Origin of the sequence: Streptomyces sp. LX-29, from assembly GCF_029541745.1 — a bacterium.
GTDB lineage: Bacteria > Actinomycetota > Actinomycetes > Streptomycetales > Streptomycetaceae > Streptomyces.
The window spans coordinates 7,187,240-7,205,883 of record NZ_CP089746.1; the positions used below are offsets into that span (position 1 = coordinate 7,187,240).

Sequence of the window (18,644 nt, forward strand, 5' to 3'; positions counted from 1 at the left end):
CCGCCGGAGAACCACACCGCAATGAACGTGCATGAGAAATCGGGGGTGTGCCACATATGGCTGATCAAAATCCCACCGGGGTCGTGATGTTGAACCTCGGTGGTCCTCGTACGCTTAGCGACGTGGGGCCGTTTCTGCGTAATCTCTTCCTGGATCGGGAGATCATCCAACTGCCCGCCCAGGAGCGGCTGGGTCCGTTCATCGCCCGCCGTCGCACGCCGAAGCTCCAGCGGCTGTACCAGGCCATCGGGGGCGGCTCACCGCTGTACGACTGGACCACCCGGCAGGGCGAGGGCATGGTCAAGCGCCTGGACGCGCTGTGCCCGGAAACCGCGCCGCACCGCTTCTACCTGGCCTTCCGTTATACGGAACCGAGCAGTGAGCACGCGCTGCGGCAGATGGCCGCGGACGGGGTGCGCCGGGCCGTGGCGTTCTCGCAGTACCCCCAGTACTCCTGCTCGACCACCGGCTCGAGCCTGGGTCAGCTCTGGCGCGACGCCCGCCGGCTGGGGCTGGCGAACACCTTCCAGTGGAGCGTCATCGACCGCTGGTCGGCCCATCCGTCATTTGTTCGAGCCATGACAGCGAAGGTGCGGGAAGGGCTGGGGAGTTTCCCGGAAACGGAACGCCGGGACGCAGTTGTACTCTTCAGCGCCCACTCGCTCCCCAGGAAGGTGATCAATCAGGGGGATCCCTACCTTCAGGAAGTCGCGGGGACGGTGCGCGATGTCATGCGCGAGCTCGACGAGGACCTGCAATACGCGCTGTGTTTCCAGGCCGACGTGGGCCCCGTTTCCTGGCAGGGGCCCAACACGGAATCGGTGTTGGAAGCCCTCGGAAAACAGGGTCGGCGTAGGGTTCTGATAGTGGGAATCGTTTTCACGACGGACCATCTCGATACGCTGTCGGAGATCGACATCGAGTTCGCCGAGGTGGCCAGGAACGCCGGAATAACGGAATTCCACCGTGCGCCGGCGCCCAATGACGACCCGCTGTTCCTTGACGCGCTGGCCCAGGTCGTCGCCGACCATCTGCGCTCCGGCGACTGCGCCGGTCCGCAATTCGGACTGCGCTGCCACGGCTGCGCCAACGAGAGCTGTCGGGAGATCCTCAACCCGGCCCACCCCTATCGGCAGCCCCCGCTGCACCCGCAGCGGTGACCGGGACCCGTCCGCGGGTCGCCGTGGTCGGCGGCGGCATCACCGGACTCACCACCGCCTTCGAGCTGAGCGCCGCGCCGGCCGCGCCCGCCGTGACCGTCCTGGAGGCGGCGGAGGCCGTCGGCGGCAAGATCGCCGTACACCGCGCCGACGGCTATACCGTCGACCTCGGCCCCAACGGCTTCATGGACAACGGCTCGGACACCCGCACCCTCGCCGAGGCGCTGGGTCTGGCGCCCGCCCTGGTGCGCGCGGCGGACGCCGCGCGGGACCGCTTCCTGCTGCGCCACGGTCGGCTGCGCCCGCTCCCGGACGGCGTGCCCGCGTTCCTCGCCAGCGGGTTGCTGTCGCCCTGGGCCAAGGCCAGGGTGGCGGCCGAGCCGCTGGTCGGCCGGGCGGCGGGCGAGGAGAGCGTCCACACCTTCCTGGCCCGCCGCTTCGGCCGGCCCGCCGCCGACCTCATGGCCGCCCCGCTGGTCCACGGAGTCACCGCCGGCGACCCCGCCGTCATCAGCCTGGACGCCGCCTTCCCGCGGATCAGGACCCTGGAGCGGGAGCACCGCAGCCTGCTGCTGGCCGCCCTGCGGGCCCGCCGCCGCCAGGCCGCCGCCGCCCGACGGCTCCCGCCCGGCGCCGGCCCGCCCGGCCCGCGGCTGACCAGCTTCCGCGACGGCGGCATGCGGGTGCTGGTGGACACCCTCGCCCGCCGTCTCGCCACCGACATCCGGACCGCGGCACCGGTGACCGGCATCGAGCCGGCGCCGGACGGCGGCTGGCGGCTGGCCGTGGCGGGCGCGGAGCCGGTGTCGGCCGACCACGTCGTGCTGACCGTGCCGGCGCCCGTGGCCGCGCGCCTGCTGGGCCCGCACCTGCCCACCGCGGCCGAGGTCCTGGCCGCGCTGCGGCACGCGGCGGTTCGGGTCCTCGCTCTCGGCTACCCCGGCGGCGAACTGGGCGTGGCGCCACGCGGCTTCGGCTATCTGACGGTGCCGGGGGAGCGAACCCGCATCCTGGGCGCCGTCCACAGCTCGGTCGTCTTCCCCGACTCCGCGCCGCCCGGAGCGGTGCTGCTGCGCGCCTTCGCCGGTGGTGCGCAGGACCCGGAGTTCGCCCGACTGGCCGGGGACGAGGCGGTGGCCGCCGCGCACCTCGACTTCTGCGCCCTCTACCGGGCCGCGGTCCGCCCGGAGTTCGTGCACGACCACGTCTGGACCGAGGGGATCCCGCAGTACGACCTCGGTCACGGAGGCCGGATCCACGCCGTGCTGCGACAGGTCGCCGGCGTGCCGGGGCTGCATCTGGCGGGCGCGGCCTGCCACGGGGTCGCGGTCAACGACTGCGTGCGGGACGGCCGTCGGGTGGCGGATGAGGTGCTCACCGCGATCCGCGCCCGGCCGCCGCTGCCGCTCGACCCCCGCCCCTCCGGGCGCGCCTGACCGTCCGTGCCCGGCGCGCGGCAGCGGGCGCGACGATCGGACACGCCGGCGGATCCAGCCGAGCCGGGCGCACGAGGTGAACGACCCGCCGAGCTCCCGGGACGACGAGCCGCCGAGACGAACGAGACGCACGAGACGCACGAGACGACGGAAGGAGTGAGGCGACGCGGCGAAACGAGACGACGAGACGACGCGGCGAACGAGACGACGAAACAGGAGGTCACGTGACGGACGGCACCGAGAGCACGGGCGGCACCGACCACGCCGAGGGCGCGGTGACCCCCGGCGGGCAGCCGAGGAGAGACACGAGGGCGCAGGCCCGCGCGATGCTGCGGGAGCGGCTGCGCCGCTATCTGGAGCTGGAGGCCGAGCACGGCACGGACAAGGCGCGAGAGGTGCTGCTGGAGGGCTATCCGGAACGCCAGGCCGCCCGCATGGGGCCGCTGATCACCGGGTGTTCACTCGCCGAGGGCATCGGCAAGGCGCTGCCCCGCTTCGCGGCCATGGGCTTCCTGGAGGAGGCCGTCGACGTCTCCACCGAGGATGAGGACGCCTGCATGGAGGTGTGCCGCACCTGCATGTGTCTGACGGCGGCCCAGGACCTCGGCGAGACCGAGGCCCGGCCGATCCTGTGCGAGCTGGACTTCGAGGCCACCCGGCGGGCCTTCCCGGAGCTGACGATCGAGAGCCTGCGCCGCCGGGCGGACGGGCACCACGTCTGCGTCTTCCGCTACTCCCGGGCCGCCGCCCCGCCCGCGGGCTGACCCAGCCCGCAGCGGGTCAGCAGCATCAGGTCCGCGGCGATCTCGGCCACCGGGGCGTCGCCGCGCAGCAGTTGCTCGCGGGCGCCGGAGAGCAGATGCATGACGAGCTCGGCGTGGCGCCGGGGGTTGGTCTCCGCGCTGAAGACGCCCTCCGCGCGCCCGGCCTCCAGCACCTCGGTCAGCAGCGCCCGCAGCCGGTCGGTGTGCGCGGTCATCCGGGTCCGTACGGCCGGGCTGATGCCCAGGGCCTGGAGCTGGAGCGCGCCGGAACGCCGCTGTGGCTGTGTGAAGTACTCCAGGTGCGCCAGCAGGAAGGCATCCAGCCGGGCCTGCGGGCCGACCGCCTCGGCGATCCGCTCGCTGAGGTCGGCGTAGAAGCGGTTGACCTCCTCCTGGACCACCTCCAGCAGCACGTGCTCCACATCGCGGAAGTGGTTGTACACGGTGGCCCGGGAGACCCCGGCCCGCTCGGCGATCTTCGCCATGGTGGTGCCGGCCAGCCCCTGCTCCGCCGCGATCTGCACGGCGGCCTGACCGATGGCGGTGCGCACCCGCTCCTTGTGCTCGGCCAGCGTCCGGTCCCAGTCGGAACTCCGCGACGGCTTGGTCCCCGACGCCTTGGACTCGTGCGCATCCTTCAGCACCACGCCACCCCTTAGACAACTTGTCCATGACCTGACGGCCGGTCTAGCATCTGCATTGCTTGTCGCCCTCTGGTCGTAGAGTCTAAGGCGGTCTCTCCGTGCGGTTAGGCACTGACGGCACCACCTCTGCACGAACGAGAACACCGCGCCCGCCCGGGCGTTCCCGACGGCGCGCCATCCTGTGGCTGGTCGTGCTCGGTTGGCTGCTGATCGCCGGAGCGTCGAGTCCGTACCAGTCCCGTCTGCGGGACGTCGAGAGCAACAGCGCCGCCGCCTTCCTGCCCCGCTCCGCGGAGTCCACCCAGGTGTCACGGCTGCTCAAGGAGCGCTTCCCGGACGGCGACTCACTGCCCGCCCTGGTGGTCCACCGACGCCCCGGCGGGCTGACCGAGGCCGACCGGCGGGCGGTGCTCGCCGACGTCGACCGGCTGCGGGCGGTGCCAGGCACCCAGCGGCCGGTCGCCCCGTTCACCGCCGACGGCCGCCCCACCCGCGGGCTGGTCTCCCGCGACGCCTCGGTCGCCGTGACCGTGGTGCCGGTGTCGGCCACCAAGGGGCGTGCCGTACGGGACACCGTCGAGTCGCTGCGGGACGCCCTCCACCCGCCCCACGGCGTGACGACCGAGATCACCGGGCCCGCGGGCATCAGCGCGGACGCCATCGCGGTCTTCGGCGATGTCGACCTGCGGCTGCTGCTGGCCACCGCGGGTCTCGTGCTGGCGCTGCTCCTCGTCGTCTACCGCTCGCCGCTACTGGCGTTCATCCCGCTGGTCGTGGTCGGTTTCGCGTACGTCCTGGCCGCGGGGGTGGTCTACGCACTCGCCGCCCACGGCGGGATGCTCGTCAACAACCAGGCCGTGTCGCTGATGCTCATCCTGATGTTCGGCGCCGGCACCGACTACTGCCTCCTGCTGACCGCCCGCTACCAGGAGGAGCTGCGGAGCGACCCGGAGCCGCGCGCCGCGATGGTCCGCGCGGTGCGCCGCGCCTGGCCCGCGGTGCTCTTCAGCGGGCTGACCGTGATGGCCTCGCTGGCGGCGCTGTTCGCGGCCCGCCTCGGTTCCACCCGCGTGCTGGGCCCGGTCGGGATCGTCGGCACCGGCTGTGTCCTGCTGGGCACCTTCACCCTGCTGCCCGCGCTGCTGGTGCTGTTCGGGCACCGACCGCTGCTGCGGCGCGCGGCCGGGAAGCGGGGAACGGGAGAGCCGGCGGGGCCGTCGGGACGACCACGAGGAGAGACGGAGCCGGCGGAGGCGACGGAGACAACAAAAGGGGCGTCGGACAGGACACCGGCAGGGGCGCCGGAAGGGGCATCGGCAGGGCTACGGGGCGGGGAGGCGGCCGTGGCGGCCGGTTCCCGGCCGTGGCGGCGCGTGGTGGCGGCGGTGTTCCGCCGGCCGGTCTGGGCGGTCGGGGCGACCCTGGCGTTCTTCGCAGCCGGCTCGGCGGGACTGGCGAGCTACACCGAGGACATGAGCATGCTGCACGCCTTCCGCGCCGAGACCTCCTCCGCGGCCGGCTACCGCGCCATCTCCGAGGCGTTCCCGGCCGGCACCGCGGCACCCACCACCGTGCTGGTGGAGCGCGTCGACGGCCCGCTGCGGGAGTCCGATCTGACCCGCGCGGCCCGGCAGGTGCGGTCCGTGCCCGACGTCGCCTCCGCGACCGTGCTCCCCGCCCGCTCCGCGGACGGCCGGATCGGACAGCTGCGCGTGGTCCTGGACGCCGATCCGTACGACGCCACCGGCCTGGCCCGGATCAGCGCGGTACGGGAGGCGCTGGACGGCGGGCTGCCCACCGGTGTCCGGGCGATGACCGGCGGCGATCCGGCCGTGCAGCTCGACACCAAGCACGCCGCGGACCGCGATCTGCGGCTGATCGTCCCCCTGGTCCTCGTCATCGTCCTGGCGCTGCTGATCGTGCTGCTGCGGGCCCTGGTCGCGCCGCTCTACCTGATCGCCACCGTGATCGTCTCCTTCTTCGGCGCCTTCGGGATCTCGGTGTTCGTCTTCCGCGAGCTCCTCGGCCAGCACGGGTTGAACCCGGTGGAACCCACCTTCGCCTTCCTGTTCCTGGTGGCCCTCGGCGTCGACTACAACATCTTCCTGATGGCGCGGGTGCGCGAGGAGACCCGTCACCGGGACACCAGGACCGCGATGCGCACCGCGCTGCTCACCACCGGTTCCGTGATCACGAGCGCGGGCGTCATCCTCGCCGGCACCTTCTCGATGCTGATGATCCTTCCGTTGGTGATGCTCTTCCAGCTCGGCTTCACGGTGGCGCTGGGCGTGCTGCTGGACACCGTGCTGGTACGGGTGGTGCTGGTACCCGCGATCACCTGGCTGCTGGGAGAGCGGGCGTGGTGGCCGGCCGGGCGATCCGGCCCCACCCGGGAGAGGAGCTGACCGCGATGGCCGAGACGACCCCGTCCCCGGCGAGGGCGACGGGCAACGGAGCCCCGGGCGCCGGCGGCGGAGGGCCCGGCGTACCGGGGGCGGCGCCCCCGACGCCGGTGCCGGTGCCGCGCGCGGCCTGGGTCCAACTGGCGGTGTGCACCGCGGTCGCCGCCCTGTTGCAGATGGACGGCACGATCGTGACCGTGGCCCTGCCCGAGGTGGGTGGTGCGCTGGACGTGTCGGCGCACACCGCCTCCTGGGCGCTGACCGCCTACTTCGCCGTGTACGCGCTCGGACTGCTGCCGGGCGGACGGCTGGTCGACCGCTTCGGACCCCGGCCGATCGCCGTCGTCGGACTGGCGCTCTTCTGCGCCGGCACCCTGGTGGGCGCGCTCGCCCAGAACTTCGCGCTGCTGGTCGTCTCGCGGGTGATCCAGGGCGCGGGGGCCGGGCTGGCCAGCCCGGCGGCGCTCGCCGGAGCGGTCGCCGGGTTCCCCGCGCGGCGCCGCGGCACCGCGCTGGGCGTCTGGGGGGCGGCCTCGGGGCTGTCCAACCTGGTGGGCCCGCTGCTGGGCGGAGTGCTCACCGAGGTGTGGGGCTGGCGCGCCAACTGGTGGGCGCTGCTGCCGATGGGCCTGGCGGCGCTGGGCGCGGTGCTCTGGAAGGTGGGTCCGGCGGCGGGGCCGGCTGCCGCGTCCTCACCACACGCGCCGGCCGCACCCGGCGTGCCGGCTGCCGCGCCCGACCCGGTACGGGCGGGCTCGCCGACCGCCGCACCGGGTGCCGCATCGATGTCGGAGGCCGCCGCGGGCACGGCCGCACCGGCCCCGGCGGGATCGATGCGCACGGTGCACACCGCCTCCGCGGTCGCGGCGGTGACCTTCGCCCTGATGATCGGGACCTTCTTCGCCATGGAGCAGTACCTCCAACACGCCGCCGGGTACGGCGTGCTGGAGGCGGCGACGGCCCCGATGGTGCTGGCGCTGTGCATCGGCGCGTTCGGCCCGCCGGCCGGGCGACTCACGGACCGGCACGGTGAGCGCCGTCCGGCACTGGCCGGATTCGCGGCCTGCGCCCTGGCCTTCGCGGTCTACGCCCCCTTCGGCGTACCGCTGCACGGCTGGGCGCTGCTCCCGGGGGGCCTGCTGCTCGGCCTGGGGCTGGGGCTGCTCTTCCCGGCCACCTCCCGTGCGGCCCTGAACTCCGTGCCCGCCGCCCGGCACGGCGACGCCTCCGCCCGGCTCTCCCTGGGCCGGCTGGCCGGGGCGGCCTGTGGTGCGGCCCTGGCCGGACTCGCCTTCCGCGGCGGGGTGACGACCGATCAGCTGCGCCTCGCACTCCTGGGCGGCGGTGTGCTCTCCGTCCTCGGCGCGGTGGTGGTGGCCGTGCGCTTCGCGCGGCCCGACTCCTGATCCGGCCCCGCCGCCGGCGCCCCGCGGACGCACGGCCGTGGACCGGGCCGTGCGGGCCGTACGGACGCGGCGGCGATGTCCGACGGTCACGGCGCGCCCCGCCGGGACCGCTACAACGGCTCGCCGGGGTGGGCGAGATAGCGTGCGCGCAGGGCGGCCAGCACCGGGTGGTCCGGGGGCAGCGACGCGTCGTCGATGCCACTGACCGCCCGGACGCCGAAGGCCGTGTTGGTCGCGAAGGCGGCCGCCATCCCCCGGGCCTCCGCGGCGGTGATGGGCGCGGTGCGGTGGTCTCCGGCGCGCTGGAGCAGGGCCTGGGTGACGCCCGGCAACACCTCGGCGTCCGGCCACACCACGGTGCCGTCCGCGTCGACGAAGCCCGCGTTCCAGGTGCCGCCCTCGGAGACGAGCTCCCCCTCCCCGGTGAACAGGGCGTCGTCGAAGCCGGCCAGCTGCGCCGTCCGGCGGGCGTACAGCGCGCCGAAGAGCCCCACGTGCTTCACCCGCGGGGTGTCGCGCACATACGGCACGGTCCGGGCGCGCAGCGGCGGCAGCGGCCAGGCGGCGGCGGGACGGTGGGTGACCAGCACCTGGGGGCTCGCCGGCGCGGCGGGGCGGCCGAGGTCCAGATCGGGGTCGAAGACGGTCACCCGCACCACGAGCGCCCCGCCGCGACCGGCCACGGCCCGGTGTGCGTAGTCGCGCACCCGCTCCAGGTCCAGTTCGACCCCGAAGACCGTCCGGCAGTCGCGGGCCAGCCGCTCCAGGTGCAGCTCCAGGCCCCGTACCCGGCCGTCCTCGACCCGCATCGTGGTGAAGTGGCCGTAGTTCGTCAGCCCGAGCGCGCGCAGCGCGTCCGCGTCGGCCGGCCGTCCGTTCAGTTCCGCCATGGGCCACAGTCTCGCAGCCCGGAGGCGTCAGCCGACCGGGGAACAGCGGACCGGTCGGCGTCGGCCCGAGCTCGCCGTCCGCGTACGAGAAGAGGGCGAGCGGCATCAGCGCGGCGCCGGCCGGCGCCACGTCCTTCCGGAACACGAGCCGCCGGCCTGCCGGGCCCGCGGCTCGGCCCGCTCCCGCCTGCTCCGGCGGGGTCAGTCGTGCGCGGGGCGTTCGTGACCCGGCGCGAGGCTGAATCCGGCCGCGACGAGCACGACCGCGGCGGCCGTGCCGAGGAGCACCGCCGGCGGGCTGCTGATCTCGTGGAGCAGCCAGGAGCCGAGCACGCCGCCCCCGAACAGCGCGCCGACCCCGGCCGCCCGCCGGAGCTCGTTGGTAAGGCCGGGGGCGATCCGGTGGTCCAGGGCGAGCGGTGAGCCGCCGACGAGGGCGGCCATGGACCGGGTGGCCAGGGTGGTCGGCAGGTCCGGCACCTTGGCCCGGAGCGCGGTCACATTCCTCATCCCCATCGCGGCGGCCACCAGTGCGGTCGTCAGGTGGTGCCAGCCGCTGAGCGGTTGGTGGGCCCGCTCCAGCCGCCAGCCCACCAGCCCCGCGACCGCCAGCAGCGCGCCCTCGGTGAACAGCGCCACCAGGAACCAGCGACGGCCCCGGACGTCCACGCTCGACTCCAACCGGGCGCCCAGGCCGGCGCCGACGAGGAAGCCGATCAGCGAGGCCAGTGACGCCTTCGCGGAGAGCTCGGCGGCTCCGGTGATCGCGAAGGCGAGGAACAGCAGATTGCCGGACTGCATCGCGGTGAAGGCCGGGCCGAGCGCGAGAAAGCTGACCGCCTCGATCACCCCCGTCGTGACGGTGAGCGTCACCATGACCGCCGTCAGTGCTCCGGGCCGCGCCTTCACGCGCCCGAGTCTCCGCGCGGTGCGCCGCTTCGGCGGCGCATTGCGCCATGTGTGGGCGTGACGTGAGGGCGGGCGTCCCTCGCACCGGATGGGCGTGGGGCCGGCCGGACCTATCGGGGAGCCCGTGGGATGGGCCGCCCGCTGTGGTCGGAGCGACATCGGGCGTATGGCGACTGACCAGGGAGAACGGGGCTCTCTCGAAGAAAACGGACCCCGCCGACTTGGCGTGTATACACCGCTTGTACAGTCCTGGGATCAGTCACCCGGAGTGCGTCTCCGGGTGACGTTTTGCGTTTCCTTCGTCCCAAGGGAGTTCTGGCATGCCGAGGAGTGCATCGACGGTACGGTCCCGTGTGGCCGCCGCCCTGGCGGCGGCCGCCGCGCTGACGCTGGGACTGAGCGGCTGCTCGTCCGTCGACACGACCTCGCCGAAGAGTGCCAGATCCGACGCCGAGTCCGGCGCCAAGGGGAAGTTCGGGTCGGTCGACTGCCGCAAGGCCAAGTGCATCGCGCTCACCTTCGACGCCGGCCCGGGCAAGGACACCCCCGAGCTGCTGGACACGCTGAAGCGGGAGAAGGTGCCCGCGACCTTCTTCCTGCTCGGCAAGAACCACGTCCTCGAGTACCCGAAGGTCGTGCGCCGCATCGCCGACGAGGGGCACGAGGTCGCCAACCACACCTGGACCCACCGCATCCTGACCGACCTGGACGGGGACGAGATACGCGAGGAGCTCTCCCGCACCCAGGACGCGATAGCGAAGATCACCGGCCGGAAGCCGGTGCTGATGCGTCCGCCGCAGGGGCGCACCGACAAGGAGGTGACCAGCATCAGTCGGGAGCTCGGCCTCTCACAGGTGCTGTGGAGCGTCACCGCCAAGGACTACTCCACCAACGACTCCGACCTCATCAAGAGTCGGGTGCTGGACCAGGCCGACCGGGACGGCATCATCCTGCTCCACGACATATACAAGGGCACCGTGCCGGCCGTGCCGGGGATCATCGCGGAGCTGAAGAAGCAGGGCTACACCTTCGTGACCGTGCCGCAGCTGCTGGCTCCGGCGGAGCCCGAGCCGGGTGAGGTGTACCGCCCGTGAGGCCGGGCGGGGTGTGCCGTCCATGAGTGACCGCCCCTCAGGGGGCGGTCGCTGATCCCTCGGGGGTGATGTCCCGCGAGGGGAGGGGGGCGTCGGGGCCGCGGAAGGGCCCGGACATGCAGTCCCCGGTAGTCCTTCTCGATTCCATGGATCTCAACCGTCGCTGACGATCCTGAAGCCGAGCGGATCTGCCGGGGGCCTGGCCAGAACCGATAAGTGGGTCACTCGGGCCGATAGACGTCTCCATCGACGGTGCGGCTCTCTTCGGTCTTCTGGTGTACTACGAAGTTTCCTCCGTATTCGCCCCGAGTCAAGGCTTTTCGGGGTCCGTTTTGAGAAGTTTTGTGGCCCCGCTGCCGAGCGGGGCCTTTCGTTACCCCGAGTATTGGATCGGTCAGTCCAGAACGTGATAGCGTGCGGGGGTCGCGGGGTGTGGGGGCGTGCTTGCGTCCGGATTCTGAACCAAGCGATCCAAAAGCACGGTCAAGCGAGTCGGGAGCACCCGCATGCCACGTTCCGTATACGTCCTGGCCATGGGCATCTTCGCCATGGTCACCAGCGAGTTCGTCGTCGCCGGGCTCATGCCGCAGATGGCCGAGGGCCTGGACGTCTCCATATCCCGGATCGGCTACCTCATCACCGCGTTCGCGGTGGCCATGGCCGTGGGCGGCCCCTTCCTCACCGTGGCCCTGCTGAGGATGCGCCAGAAGTCGGCGCTCATGCTCCTTTTCGGGATCTTCCTGGCGGGCAACGTGCTGGCCGCCACCGCGTCCACCTACACGGCCATGCTGGTGGCGCGGATCATCACCGGCGTCGCCGCACAGGCGTTCTTCGGGGTCGCCATCTCGATCTGCGTCCAGCTGGCCCGCCCCGAGCTGCGTGGCCGGTCCATCGCCGTGGCGCTGAACGGCCTGATGCTGGGAACCCTGCTGGGGCTGCCGCTGGCCACCGTGGTCGGTGAGCACCTGGGCTGGCGCGCGGCCTTCTGGACCATCTCGCTGCTGACGGTGCTCGCCGCGCTGTGCACCCTGGTGGGGGTGGAGCGGCTGGACCCGGTGGAGGGGGAGGGCGGCTTCCGGCAGGAGCTCCACGTCTTCGCGAACCGCCGGCTGTGGCTGACGCTGTCCACCAGCACCTGCGTCATCGGCGCCACCTTCTCCGCGTTCAGCTACTTCAACCCGATCCTCACCGAGGTCACCGGCTTCGGTACCGGGACCGTGCCGCTGCTGCTCGTCGCCTACGGAGCCGCCAGCGTGGTCGGCAACACCGTCGTCGGCCGCCTCGCCGACCGGTACACCGCCCCCGTGCTGCTCTGCGGCCCGCTCCTCAACCTGCTCTTCCTGGTCGGGTTCGCGCTGCTGGCCCATCTCCCCGTCCCGACCGTGCTGCTCATGATGGGCATCGGGCTGGTCGGCGTCACCATGAACCCGGCGATGACCACGCGTGTCCAGCGCGCCGGCAACGCCCGCCCGCTGGTGAACACCGTGCACTCCTCGTTCATCACGCTCGGCATCATCATCGGGTCCTCGGTCGGTGGCGCCGCGATCGACGAGTTCGGCCTCCGGGCCCCGCTCTGGCTCGGCGCCGCCATGGCCGCCATCGGTGTCGTCACCGTCCTCCCCGACCTCCGACGCCGCCGGGCGGAGGTTTCCGGCGCGGAGTCGCCCGAGGGGTGGGCCGCCGAAGAGCGCGTCGCCGAAGAGCGGGTGGTCGAGGACCGGGTGGTCGGGGATCGGGTGGTCGGGGATCGGGTGGTCGAGGGGGTGGCGACCGGGGGAGTGGGCGGCGCCGTGGGGCCCGACCTTGAGCCGGCGGGTGCGGAGGTCGTCAGTCGGCGGGCCTAGGCCCACCGGACCAGCGGTCACCGCCCCATCGTCGGAGGAACACCCCCCCAGTGATCACTTACAGTCAAGCCATGGCCCAAGCGCACGCATCCGTCTCAGCTTCCCCCTCCCTCTCGGCCTCCCTCTCCGTCTCGGATTCCGCCCCGGACTCCCCGGACTCCCCGGACTCCCCGGCCGCACCGACCCCCGCCCCCGCCCCCGCCTTCGACCTCGACGCCTACCTGGCGCGCATCGGGTGGTCCGGCGAGCGGCGGGCGACCGCGGAGACGCTGCGCTCGCTGCAGCGGGCCCACCTGGTCCACATCCCGTTCGAGAACATCCAGGCGTTCCTCGGCGGCGCCCCCTCCCTGGCCCTGCCCGACCTGGAGGCCAAGCTGGTCCGCGGCAACCGAGGCGGCTACTGCTACGAACACAACACCCTGTTCGCCGCCGCCCTCGAAGCGTTCGGCTTCACGGTCACCCGGCTCACCGCCCGCGTCCTCGTCGGCGCCCGCCCCGGCGAGACGCGCCCGCGCACCCACAAGCTGCTCCTGGTGACGGTCACCGAGGGCGATGAGCGCGGCCCCTTCGTCGCCGACGTCGGCTTCGGCAGCACCGGCAGCCTCTACGAGGCCATCCCGCTGGTGGCCGACGCGGAGGTCCGGGCCGGTCGGCGCCGCCACCGTCTCGTGCTGGAGCCGCACGGCGGACCGCTGGAGATGTGGGTGCTGCAGAGCGTCCAGGACGGTGAGTGGGAGGACCAGTACTCCTTCACGGTGGAGCCCTTCGAGCCCGCCGACTACGAGGTCATCAACTGGCACATCGCCACCAACCCCCGCTCCCCGTTCCAGCACGAGCTGTACGTCCAGCGGACCTTCGTCGACAGACACCTCGCCCTCGTCGGTCGGAAGGTGGAGGAGATCCTCCCCGACGGCACCCGCACCCGGCGCGAACTGGCCGACGGCGCGGAGGTGGTACGGGTGTTGGCGTCCGACTTCGGCATCGAACTGCCGGCGGACGTGACCCTGTCGGTCTGAGCGCCGCCGCCCGGTTGCCGCCGCCGCCACGGCGCATGACGATCGAAGGGTGCGCCGCGGGCGACGACGCCCACGAGCGGGGTTCGGCGCCGGCCGGCCCGCCGGAGAGCGGCGAGCCACGGGCCAAGGCGAGCGCACGGGCCAGGGCCGAGGCAGGCGCCCGGGCCAAGGCCGAGGCAGGCGCCCGGGCCAAGGCCGAGGCGGGCGCACGGGCCAAGGGGGCAGTCACGACGCGGAGGGCGGTCGGCCATGGCGAGTGCGGCGGACGTGGAGATCAAGGTCATTCTGTCGGGCGACACCACCGAGGCCGCCGGCGAACTGCTCGGGCTGGACCCGGAGGACGGTAAACGGCGCGCGATCTACTTCTGGGACCGCCCGTGGCTCGACGGTGACACGGTCCGCCTCCCGCTGCTCGACGCGGGCGCGGTGATCCGGCTCCGGCTGGACGAGGACGGCGACAAGGGCGATCTCACAGCCAAGCGCCGGCCCTGCGATCCCGACACGCTTCCCGAGGACTGGCGGGAGAGCCGGGAGGGCGAGGACTGGGAGTTCACCGTCGAGGAGGACTGGGCCGGCCGCGACCGCGTGTGGGCGGCCTCGCTCAAGGTGGACGGCAGGTACGAACGGCCCGCCGACGACGGCTCCGAACAGCCGGAACTCAGCCGCGACCAGCGGATGCTGCTGTCGACCGCCGAAGTCGCCGCCGCCGCGCTGGACGACCTGACCGCGCTCGGCCCGATCCGCGCCGTCAGATGGAAGGCGGCCCGTCGGGACCTGATCCATCCGATCGTCGCCGAGCTCTGGACCGTCGGCGACGAACTGCGCTTCCTGGAGCTGTCGCTGCGATCCGAGCCGGGGGTCGCCTCGCTCGCCCAGCACCTGCTGGAGCGGGGCCTGGGCGACCTCGGCCTGGGGCCTCCCGCGCGCCAGGTCCTCAAGACGCGACAGGCGATGACCGCCCTGGCCCGGGCCCGCGCGAGGGTGTGAGGGGCGTCAGACCCCGCCCATCAGCCCGGCGAAGGCCGCCGGGTCGGTGTCGAAGCCGCGGACGGTGGCGTGGAACTCCCACTCGCCCGAGCCGTTCCGCCGGAACTCCGCGAGCGTGGCGGCGGTGGCCCCGGCGACCCCCGAGAAGTCGGACCCGAGCAGCTCGGTGTCGCCGTCCAGGATCCGCACCGCGGTGTGGGGCACCTCGCCGAAGGTCTTACGCCCCTGGCCCTGCTGGATGGCCACCCCGATCACGACGCGCGCGTACGTCGGAGCCAACCGGTCCAACTCCAGCGTCATGACCTCGTCGTAGCCGAAGCCCTGCCCGGTCCTGCTGTCCCGGTTGAGGGTGATGGTGCCGTCGGGTGAGCGGCTGTCGAAGTGCACCAGATACGCCGGCGTGCCCCGGGGGGTGTCGACGGTGTACGTCGCCGCGATGATGTCCAGATCGTGGGCCGGCGAACCGAAGGGGCTCGGGTCCCACTTGAGCGACACCTCGACCTTCCTGGGTCCCTTGTTGAGGCTGCTCACCTGAAATCCCCCTCCTCGGAACCGCATCCGGTCCCGACGCGCCGGTCGGCCAATCCTACCGCGCGCGGCGGGAGTTGCCCGGGCCGGTGGCGGGGACGGACCGTTCGGGCGTCACTGTGGGGCGTCGTCACGGTAGGGATTGGCCGGCTCGGGCACCGTGCGCAGCCCCCGCACGTCGAGGGCGGCGGTCGCCGCGTCGGTACCCAGCCTGCCGCGCGGGTGCCAGCGGCCGGTCACCACCAGCCAGGTCCCGGCGGCCGGAGGCTCGCCGCCGTACATCGCCACCTTGAGCGCCTGCGCGTCCGCGGCGCAGCAACTCACCCGCATCCGGGTCAGATACCAGGGGCCGCCGTCCTTGCCCGGCGTGACGAACCCGGTCAGCCGCACCGTGCGGCCGCTGAGGCTGCGGTCGGTGTCCCACACCGCCCGTGCGGAGAAGTCCAGGAGGGACATCGGGACCGGCGAGCGGGCGGGCAGCGGCGCGAACTGCGACTCCTCCTCGACGGCCATGGGGCGTTGCCGCTCGGCGGTGTACGCGGCCAGCGGGGGCGGGGCGGCGAACATCAGGCCGACGACGGGGAGGAAGAGCAGCCAGCCGACCCGCGGCCCGCGCGCGTGGTCGTGGCCGTGCCCGCTCTCGTGCTCCGGTCGGCTCTGGTGCTCGGGTCGGCTCTCGTGCTCGTGCTGGCTTTCGTTCCTGTGCCGGCTCTCGCCCTCGTGCCGGCTTTCGTTCCCGTGTGGGCTTTCGTTGCCGTGTCGGTGTTCCCGTCCGGGTGTGTGCGGCCCGTCTTCCGGGTCCTCGCCGGCCTCGGCCGCCGGCCGCTCGTACGGGAACGGGAAGCCGTCCCGCCACGCGCCGACCAGCGCCAGCAAGAACAGCAGGCACCCGGTGGCGATCAGCGGGAGCCGCAGCCCCTCCTTCACATACCGCAGATACAGGTCGCCGAAGAGCGAGATGCGCAGCACCGCCGCGCCCGCCATGCCCAGCAGCAGGATCTGGAACTGTCGCCTCACAGCAGCCACCACCCGGTCAGCGCGGCGCAACCGACGGCCACGACGGCCGTCGCCGTGGAGAAGCGGGCGGCGAAGCCCGCGCCGAACGTCCCCGCCTGGAGCGCCACCAGCTTCACGTCGACCATCGGCCCCACGACCATGAAGGTGAGCCGGGCGGTGGGGGAGAAGCCGGTCAGTGAGGCGGCGACGAAGGCGTCGGCCTCGGAACAGACCGCGAGCACGATCGCCAGTCCGGCCAGGAAGAGGACCGAGAGCCAGGGCGACCCGGAGAAGGCGTCCAACACGGTGCGGGGCACGGCCACGTTGAAGGTCGCCGCCGCCATGGCGCCGACCACCAGAAACCCACCCGCGTGCAGGAAGTCATGTTGGAAGCCGAGCCGGAACTCCTCCCACCGGCTGTTCCCCGGCTGGTGCCCCACGGCCCCACCGCGCGGCCGCAGCCACTCCCGGCGGCCGAAGGCCAGCCACAGCCAACCCATGATCGCGGCGGCCGCCAGCGAGGCCAGCAGCCGGGCGGCGACCATCTCCGGGGCGCCGGGGAAGGCGACCGCGGTGGCGGTCAGCACCACGGGGTTGACCGCCGGCGCCGACAACAGGAACGTCAGCGCGGCGGCGGGCGCCACGCCCCGGCGGATCAGACTTCCCGCCACCGGGACCGAGGCGCACTCACAGCCGGGCAGCACCACCCCGGCGGCGGAGGCGACCGGGACGGCCAACGCGGGTCGCTTCGGCAGCACCGCGGAGAACACCCGCGCGGGCACGAAGGCGTTGATGGCGCCCGACACCACCGTCCCCAGCAGCAGGAAGGGCAACGCCTGGAGCGCGACCGCCACACAGACGGTGCGCCACGCCTGGAGCGCGGGCGGATCCAGCCACGGCCCGCTGCCGAGGACCCCGACGCCGGCCGCCACCAGCGCGGCGAAGCCGATTCGGCCTGCCCGGCCGGGCCAAGCGGTGCGGCGCGTCCGTGCCACGTCCGGCGGCTCCATCGCCCGGCGTGGCCGCGCGGGTTCGGCGAGGCGCTCCTGGGTACGGGGCACGGGATTCCTCCGGAGGTGGATAGGGGGCGCTAACGATAATCATTTCGCTCTGCCTGCGGTCAAGCGGGTGCCGGCCCTCCTGCGGAGGGCCGGCGGTGATCGTGGGGTTCGTACGCGGTGGGGTCTCGGGGGTTGCCTGACGGTCGGCTGCGGGCCGGTGGGGGCTGGTCGCGCCCGCGCGGCGGAGCCGCTGGTCGACACAGCCCCGCGCCCCTGATGGGGCGCTGTCCTGCTGGGCGTGCCCGTGCGGCGGGGCCGTAGGTGGACGCAGCCCCGCGCCCCTGGCGGGGCGCTGTCCTGCTGGTCGCGCTCGCGCGGCGGGGCCGTAGGTCGACGCCGCCCCGCGCCCCTGGCGGGGCGCTGTCCTGCTGGTTGCGCTCGCGCGGCGGGGCCGCAGGTCGGCACAGCCCCGCGCCCCTGGTGGGGCGCTCTAGTACGGTGGCGGGCGGTCGGCGTTCGTGGCGTCGCGCCGCGACCTCGTACGGCCGGAGCGGAGGCCCAGCGGATGACGGTGGCACTCTTCACCCTCGGTGGCACGATCGCCATGGCCGGACACTCCGCGGGGGCGGGCGGCGGTCCCGTCGTCACCCGGCTGACCGGCGCCGAGCTCACCGCGGCGGTGCCGGGGCTGGCCGACCTCGGGGTGGCGCTCGACGTGCGGGACGCGCACGCCGTGCCCAGCGCCGATCTGTCATTCCGCCATCTCCTCGACCTCGTGGACGCGGCGTCGCGGGCGGTGGCGGACGGGGCGAGGGGCGTCGTGGTGACCCAGGGCAGCGACACCCTGGAGGAGACCGCGTTCCTGGTCGACCTGGTGTGGCCGCACCCGGAGCCGTTCGTGCTCACCGGTGCCATGCGCAACCCCACCCTCGCCGGCCCGGACGGCCCCGCGAACCTGCTCGCCGCCGCCCGGGTCGCCGCCTCGCCCGCGGCTCGCGAGCTGGGGGCGCTGGTGGTGCTCAACGACGAGATCCACTCCGCGCGCTGGGTCCGCAAGACCCACAGCACCAGCACGGCCACCTTCGCCTCCCCGAACCTCGGCCCCCTCGGGCAGGTCATCGAGGGCCGGGTGCGGATCCTGGCCCGCCCGGAGCGGCGTGAGCCGCCGCTCGCCCGCCCCGCCGCCGCCCGCCTCGACGCGATACGCGTCGCCCTGCACACTGTCACCCTCGACGACGACGGCGCCGACCTCGGTCGGCTGGCGGACACCCACCACGGCCTGGTGGTCGCCGGTTTCGGGGTCGGCCATGTGCCGTCCGCCCTCGCGCCCGTCCTCGGCGCGCTGGCCGAGCGCATCCCCGTCGTCCTGACGTCACGCTCCGGCAGCGGCTCGGTGCTGCGCCACACCTATGGCGCGATCGGCTCCGAAACCGACCTCCAGCGCCGCGGCCTGCTCAACGGTGGCCTCCTCGACCCCTACAAGGCCCGGGTCCTGCTCCGTCTGCTGCTCGCCGCCGGCGCCGATCGCGAGGCCGTCACCGCCGCCTTCGCGCGGCACGCCTGAGCC

At 73.4% G+C, this 18,644-nt stretch carries 16 protein-coding genes; 10 read left to right on the plus strand and 6 right to left on the minus strand.

Annotated features, from left to right (window positions below; translation table 11 throughout):
• Nucleotides 1-56 precede the first annotated feature (56 nt).
• From hemH to LRS74_RS29975, 3 genes are all read left to right on the plus strand, one after another.
• Nucleotides 57-1,160 (plus strand): ferrochelatase, encoded by a 1,104-nt coding sequence (gene hemH / locus LRS74_RS29965; protein WP_277743932.1) that lies wholly within the window; start codon nt 57-59, stop codon nt 1,158-1,160.
• The gene (gene hemG, locus LRS74_RS29970) at nt 1,157-2,596 is read left to right on the plus strand and encodes a protoporphyrinogen oxidase (protein ID WP_277743933.1); all 1,440 of its coding nucleotides are present in this window, start codon (nt 1,157-1,159) and stop codon (nt 2,594-2,596) included. The genes hemH and hemG overlap by 4 nt, the downstream gene beginning before the upstream one ends.
• A gap of 224 nt (nt 2,597-2,820) precedes the next feature.
• The gene (locus tag LRS74_RS29975) at nt 2,821-3,360 is read left to right on the plus strand and encodes an L-2-amino-thiazoline-4-carboxylic acid hydrolase (RefSeq protein WP_277743934.1); all 540 of its coding nucleotides are present in this window, start codon (nt 2,821-2,823) and stop codon (nt 3,358-3,360) included.
• Here LRS74_RS29975 and LRS74_RS29980 read toward each other — a convergent pair.
• Complete coding sequence (locus LRS74_RS29980) at nt 3,327-4,007, minus strand: TetR/AcrR family transcriptional regulator (RefSeq protein WP_277743935.1); 681 nt, start codon at nt 4,005-4,007, stop codon at nt 3,327-3,329. The genes LRS74_RS29975 and LRS74_RS29980 overlap by 34 nt on opposite strands.
• Nucleotides 4,008-4,102: 95 nt before the next feature.
• Here LRS74_RS29980 and LRS74_RS29985 point away from each other — a divergent pair, with 95 nt between their 5' ends.
• Both LRS74_RS29985 and LRS74_RS29990 read left to right on the plus strand, forming a co-directional pair.
• Nucleotides 4,103-6,409 carry an MMPL family transporter gene (locus tag LRS74_RS29985; RefSeq protein WP_277743936.1) on the plus strand — a complete coding sequence of 769 codons (2,307 nt, stop codon included), beginning with the start codon at nt 4,103-4,105 and terminating at the stop codon, nt 6,407-6,409.
• A gap of 5 nt (nt 6,410-6,414) precedes the next feature.
• Entirely contained in the window at nt 6,415-7,812 is a 1,398-nt protein-coding gene (locus tag LRS74_RS29990) for an MFS transporter (protein ID WP_277743937.1), read from the plus strand.
• Between the two features lie 110 nt (nt 7,813-7,922).
• Here the strand turns inward: LRS74_RS29990 and LRS74_RS29995 are convergent, their stop codons facing one another.
• Both LRS74_RS29995 and LRS74_RS30000 read right to left on the minus strand, forming a co-directional pair.
• Nucleotides 7,923-8,702 carry an aminotransferase class IV gene (locus tag LRS74_RS29995; protein ID WP_277743938.1) on the minus strand — a complete coding sequence of 260 codons (780 nt, stop codon included), beginning with the start codon at nt 8,700-8,702 and terminating at the stop codon, nt 7,923-7,925.
• A 201-nt stretch (nt 8,703-8,903) separates the two neighbouring features.
• The gene (locus LRS74_RS30000; protein ID WP_277743939.1) at nt 8,904-9,611 is read right to left on the minus strand and encodes a YoaK family protein; all 708 of its coding nucleotides are present in this window, start codon (nt 9,609-9,611) and stop codon (nt 8,904-8,906) included.
• A 320-nt stretch (nt 9,612-9,931) separates the two neighbouring features.
• Here LRS74_RS30000 and LRS74_RS30005 point away from each other — a divergent pair, with 320 nt between their 5' ends.
• The 4 genes from LRS74_RS30005 to LRS74_RS30020 all read left to right on the plus strand — a co-directional run bounded on the left by LRS74_RS30005 (nt 9,932) and on the right by LRS74_RS30020 (nt 14,552).
• A complete protein-coding gene (locus LRS74_RS30005) occupies nt 9,932-10,705 on the plus strand; it encodes a polysaccharide deacetylase family protein (protein ID WP_277743940.1) in 774 nt (257 codons plus the stop codon).
• Between the two features lie 506 nt (nt 10,706-11,211).
• Complete coding sequence (locus LRS74_RS30010) at nt 11,212-12,549, plus strand: MFS transporter (RefSeq protein WP_277743941.1); 1,338 nt, start codon at nt 11,212-11,214, stop codon at nt 12,547-12,549.
• A 71-nt stretch (nt 12,550-12,620) separates the two neighbouring features.
• Nucleotides 12,621-13,565 (plus strand): arylamine N-acetyltransferase, encoded by a 945-nt coding sequence (locus LRS74_RS30015; RefSeq protein ID WP_277743942.1) that lies wholly within the window; start codon nt 12,621-12,623, stop codon nt 13,563-13,565.
• A gap of 249 nt (nt 13,566-13,814) precedes the next feature.
• The gene (locus LRS74_RS30020; protein ID WP_277743943.1) at nt 13,815-14,552 is read left to right on the plus strand and encodes a hypothetical protein; all 738 of its coding nucleotides are present in this window, start codon (nt 13,815-13,817) and stop codon (nt 14,550-14,552) included.
• Nucleotides 14,553-14,558: 6 nt separating this feature from the next.
• Here the strand turns inward: LRS74_RS30020 and LRS74_RS30025 are convergent, their stop codons facing one another.
• The 3 genes from LRS74_RS30025 to LRS74_RS30035 all read right to left on the minus strand — a co-directional run bounded on the left by LRS74_RS30025 (nt 14,559) and on the right by LRS74_RS30035 (nt 17,137).
• Complete coding sequence (locus LRS74_RS30025; RefSeq protein ID WP_277743944.1) at nt 14,559-15,110, minus strand: TerD family protein; 552 nt, start codon at nt 15,108-15,110, stop codon at nt 14,559-14,561.
• 84 nt (nt 15,111-15,194) lie between these two features.
• Nucleotides 15,195-16,097, minus strand: a complete 903-nt coding sequence (locus tag LRS74_RS30030) for a TIGR03943 family protein (protein ID WP_277743945.1) — start codon at nt 16,095-16,097, stop codon at nt 15,195-15,197.
• Nucleotides 16,094-17,137, minus strand: a complete 1,044-nt coding sequence (locus LRS74_RS30035; RefSeq protein WP_277743946.1) for a permease — start codon at nt 17,135-17,137, stop codon at nt 16,094-16,096. Before LRS74_RS30035 ends, LRS74_RS30030 begins: the two co-directional genes overlap by 4 nt.
• 505 nt (nt 17,138-17,642) lie before the next feature.
• Here LRS74_RS30035 and LRS74_RS30040 point away from each other — a divergent pair.
• Entirely contained in the window at nt 17,643-18,641 is a 999-nt protein-coding gene (locus tag LRS74_RS30040) for an asparaginase (protein WP_277743947.1), read from the plus strand.
• Nucleotides 18,642-18,644 lie beyond the last annotated feature (3 nt).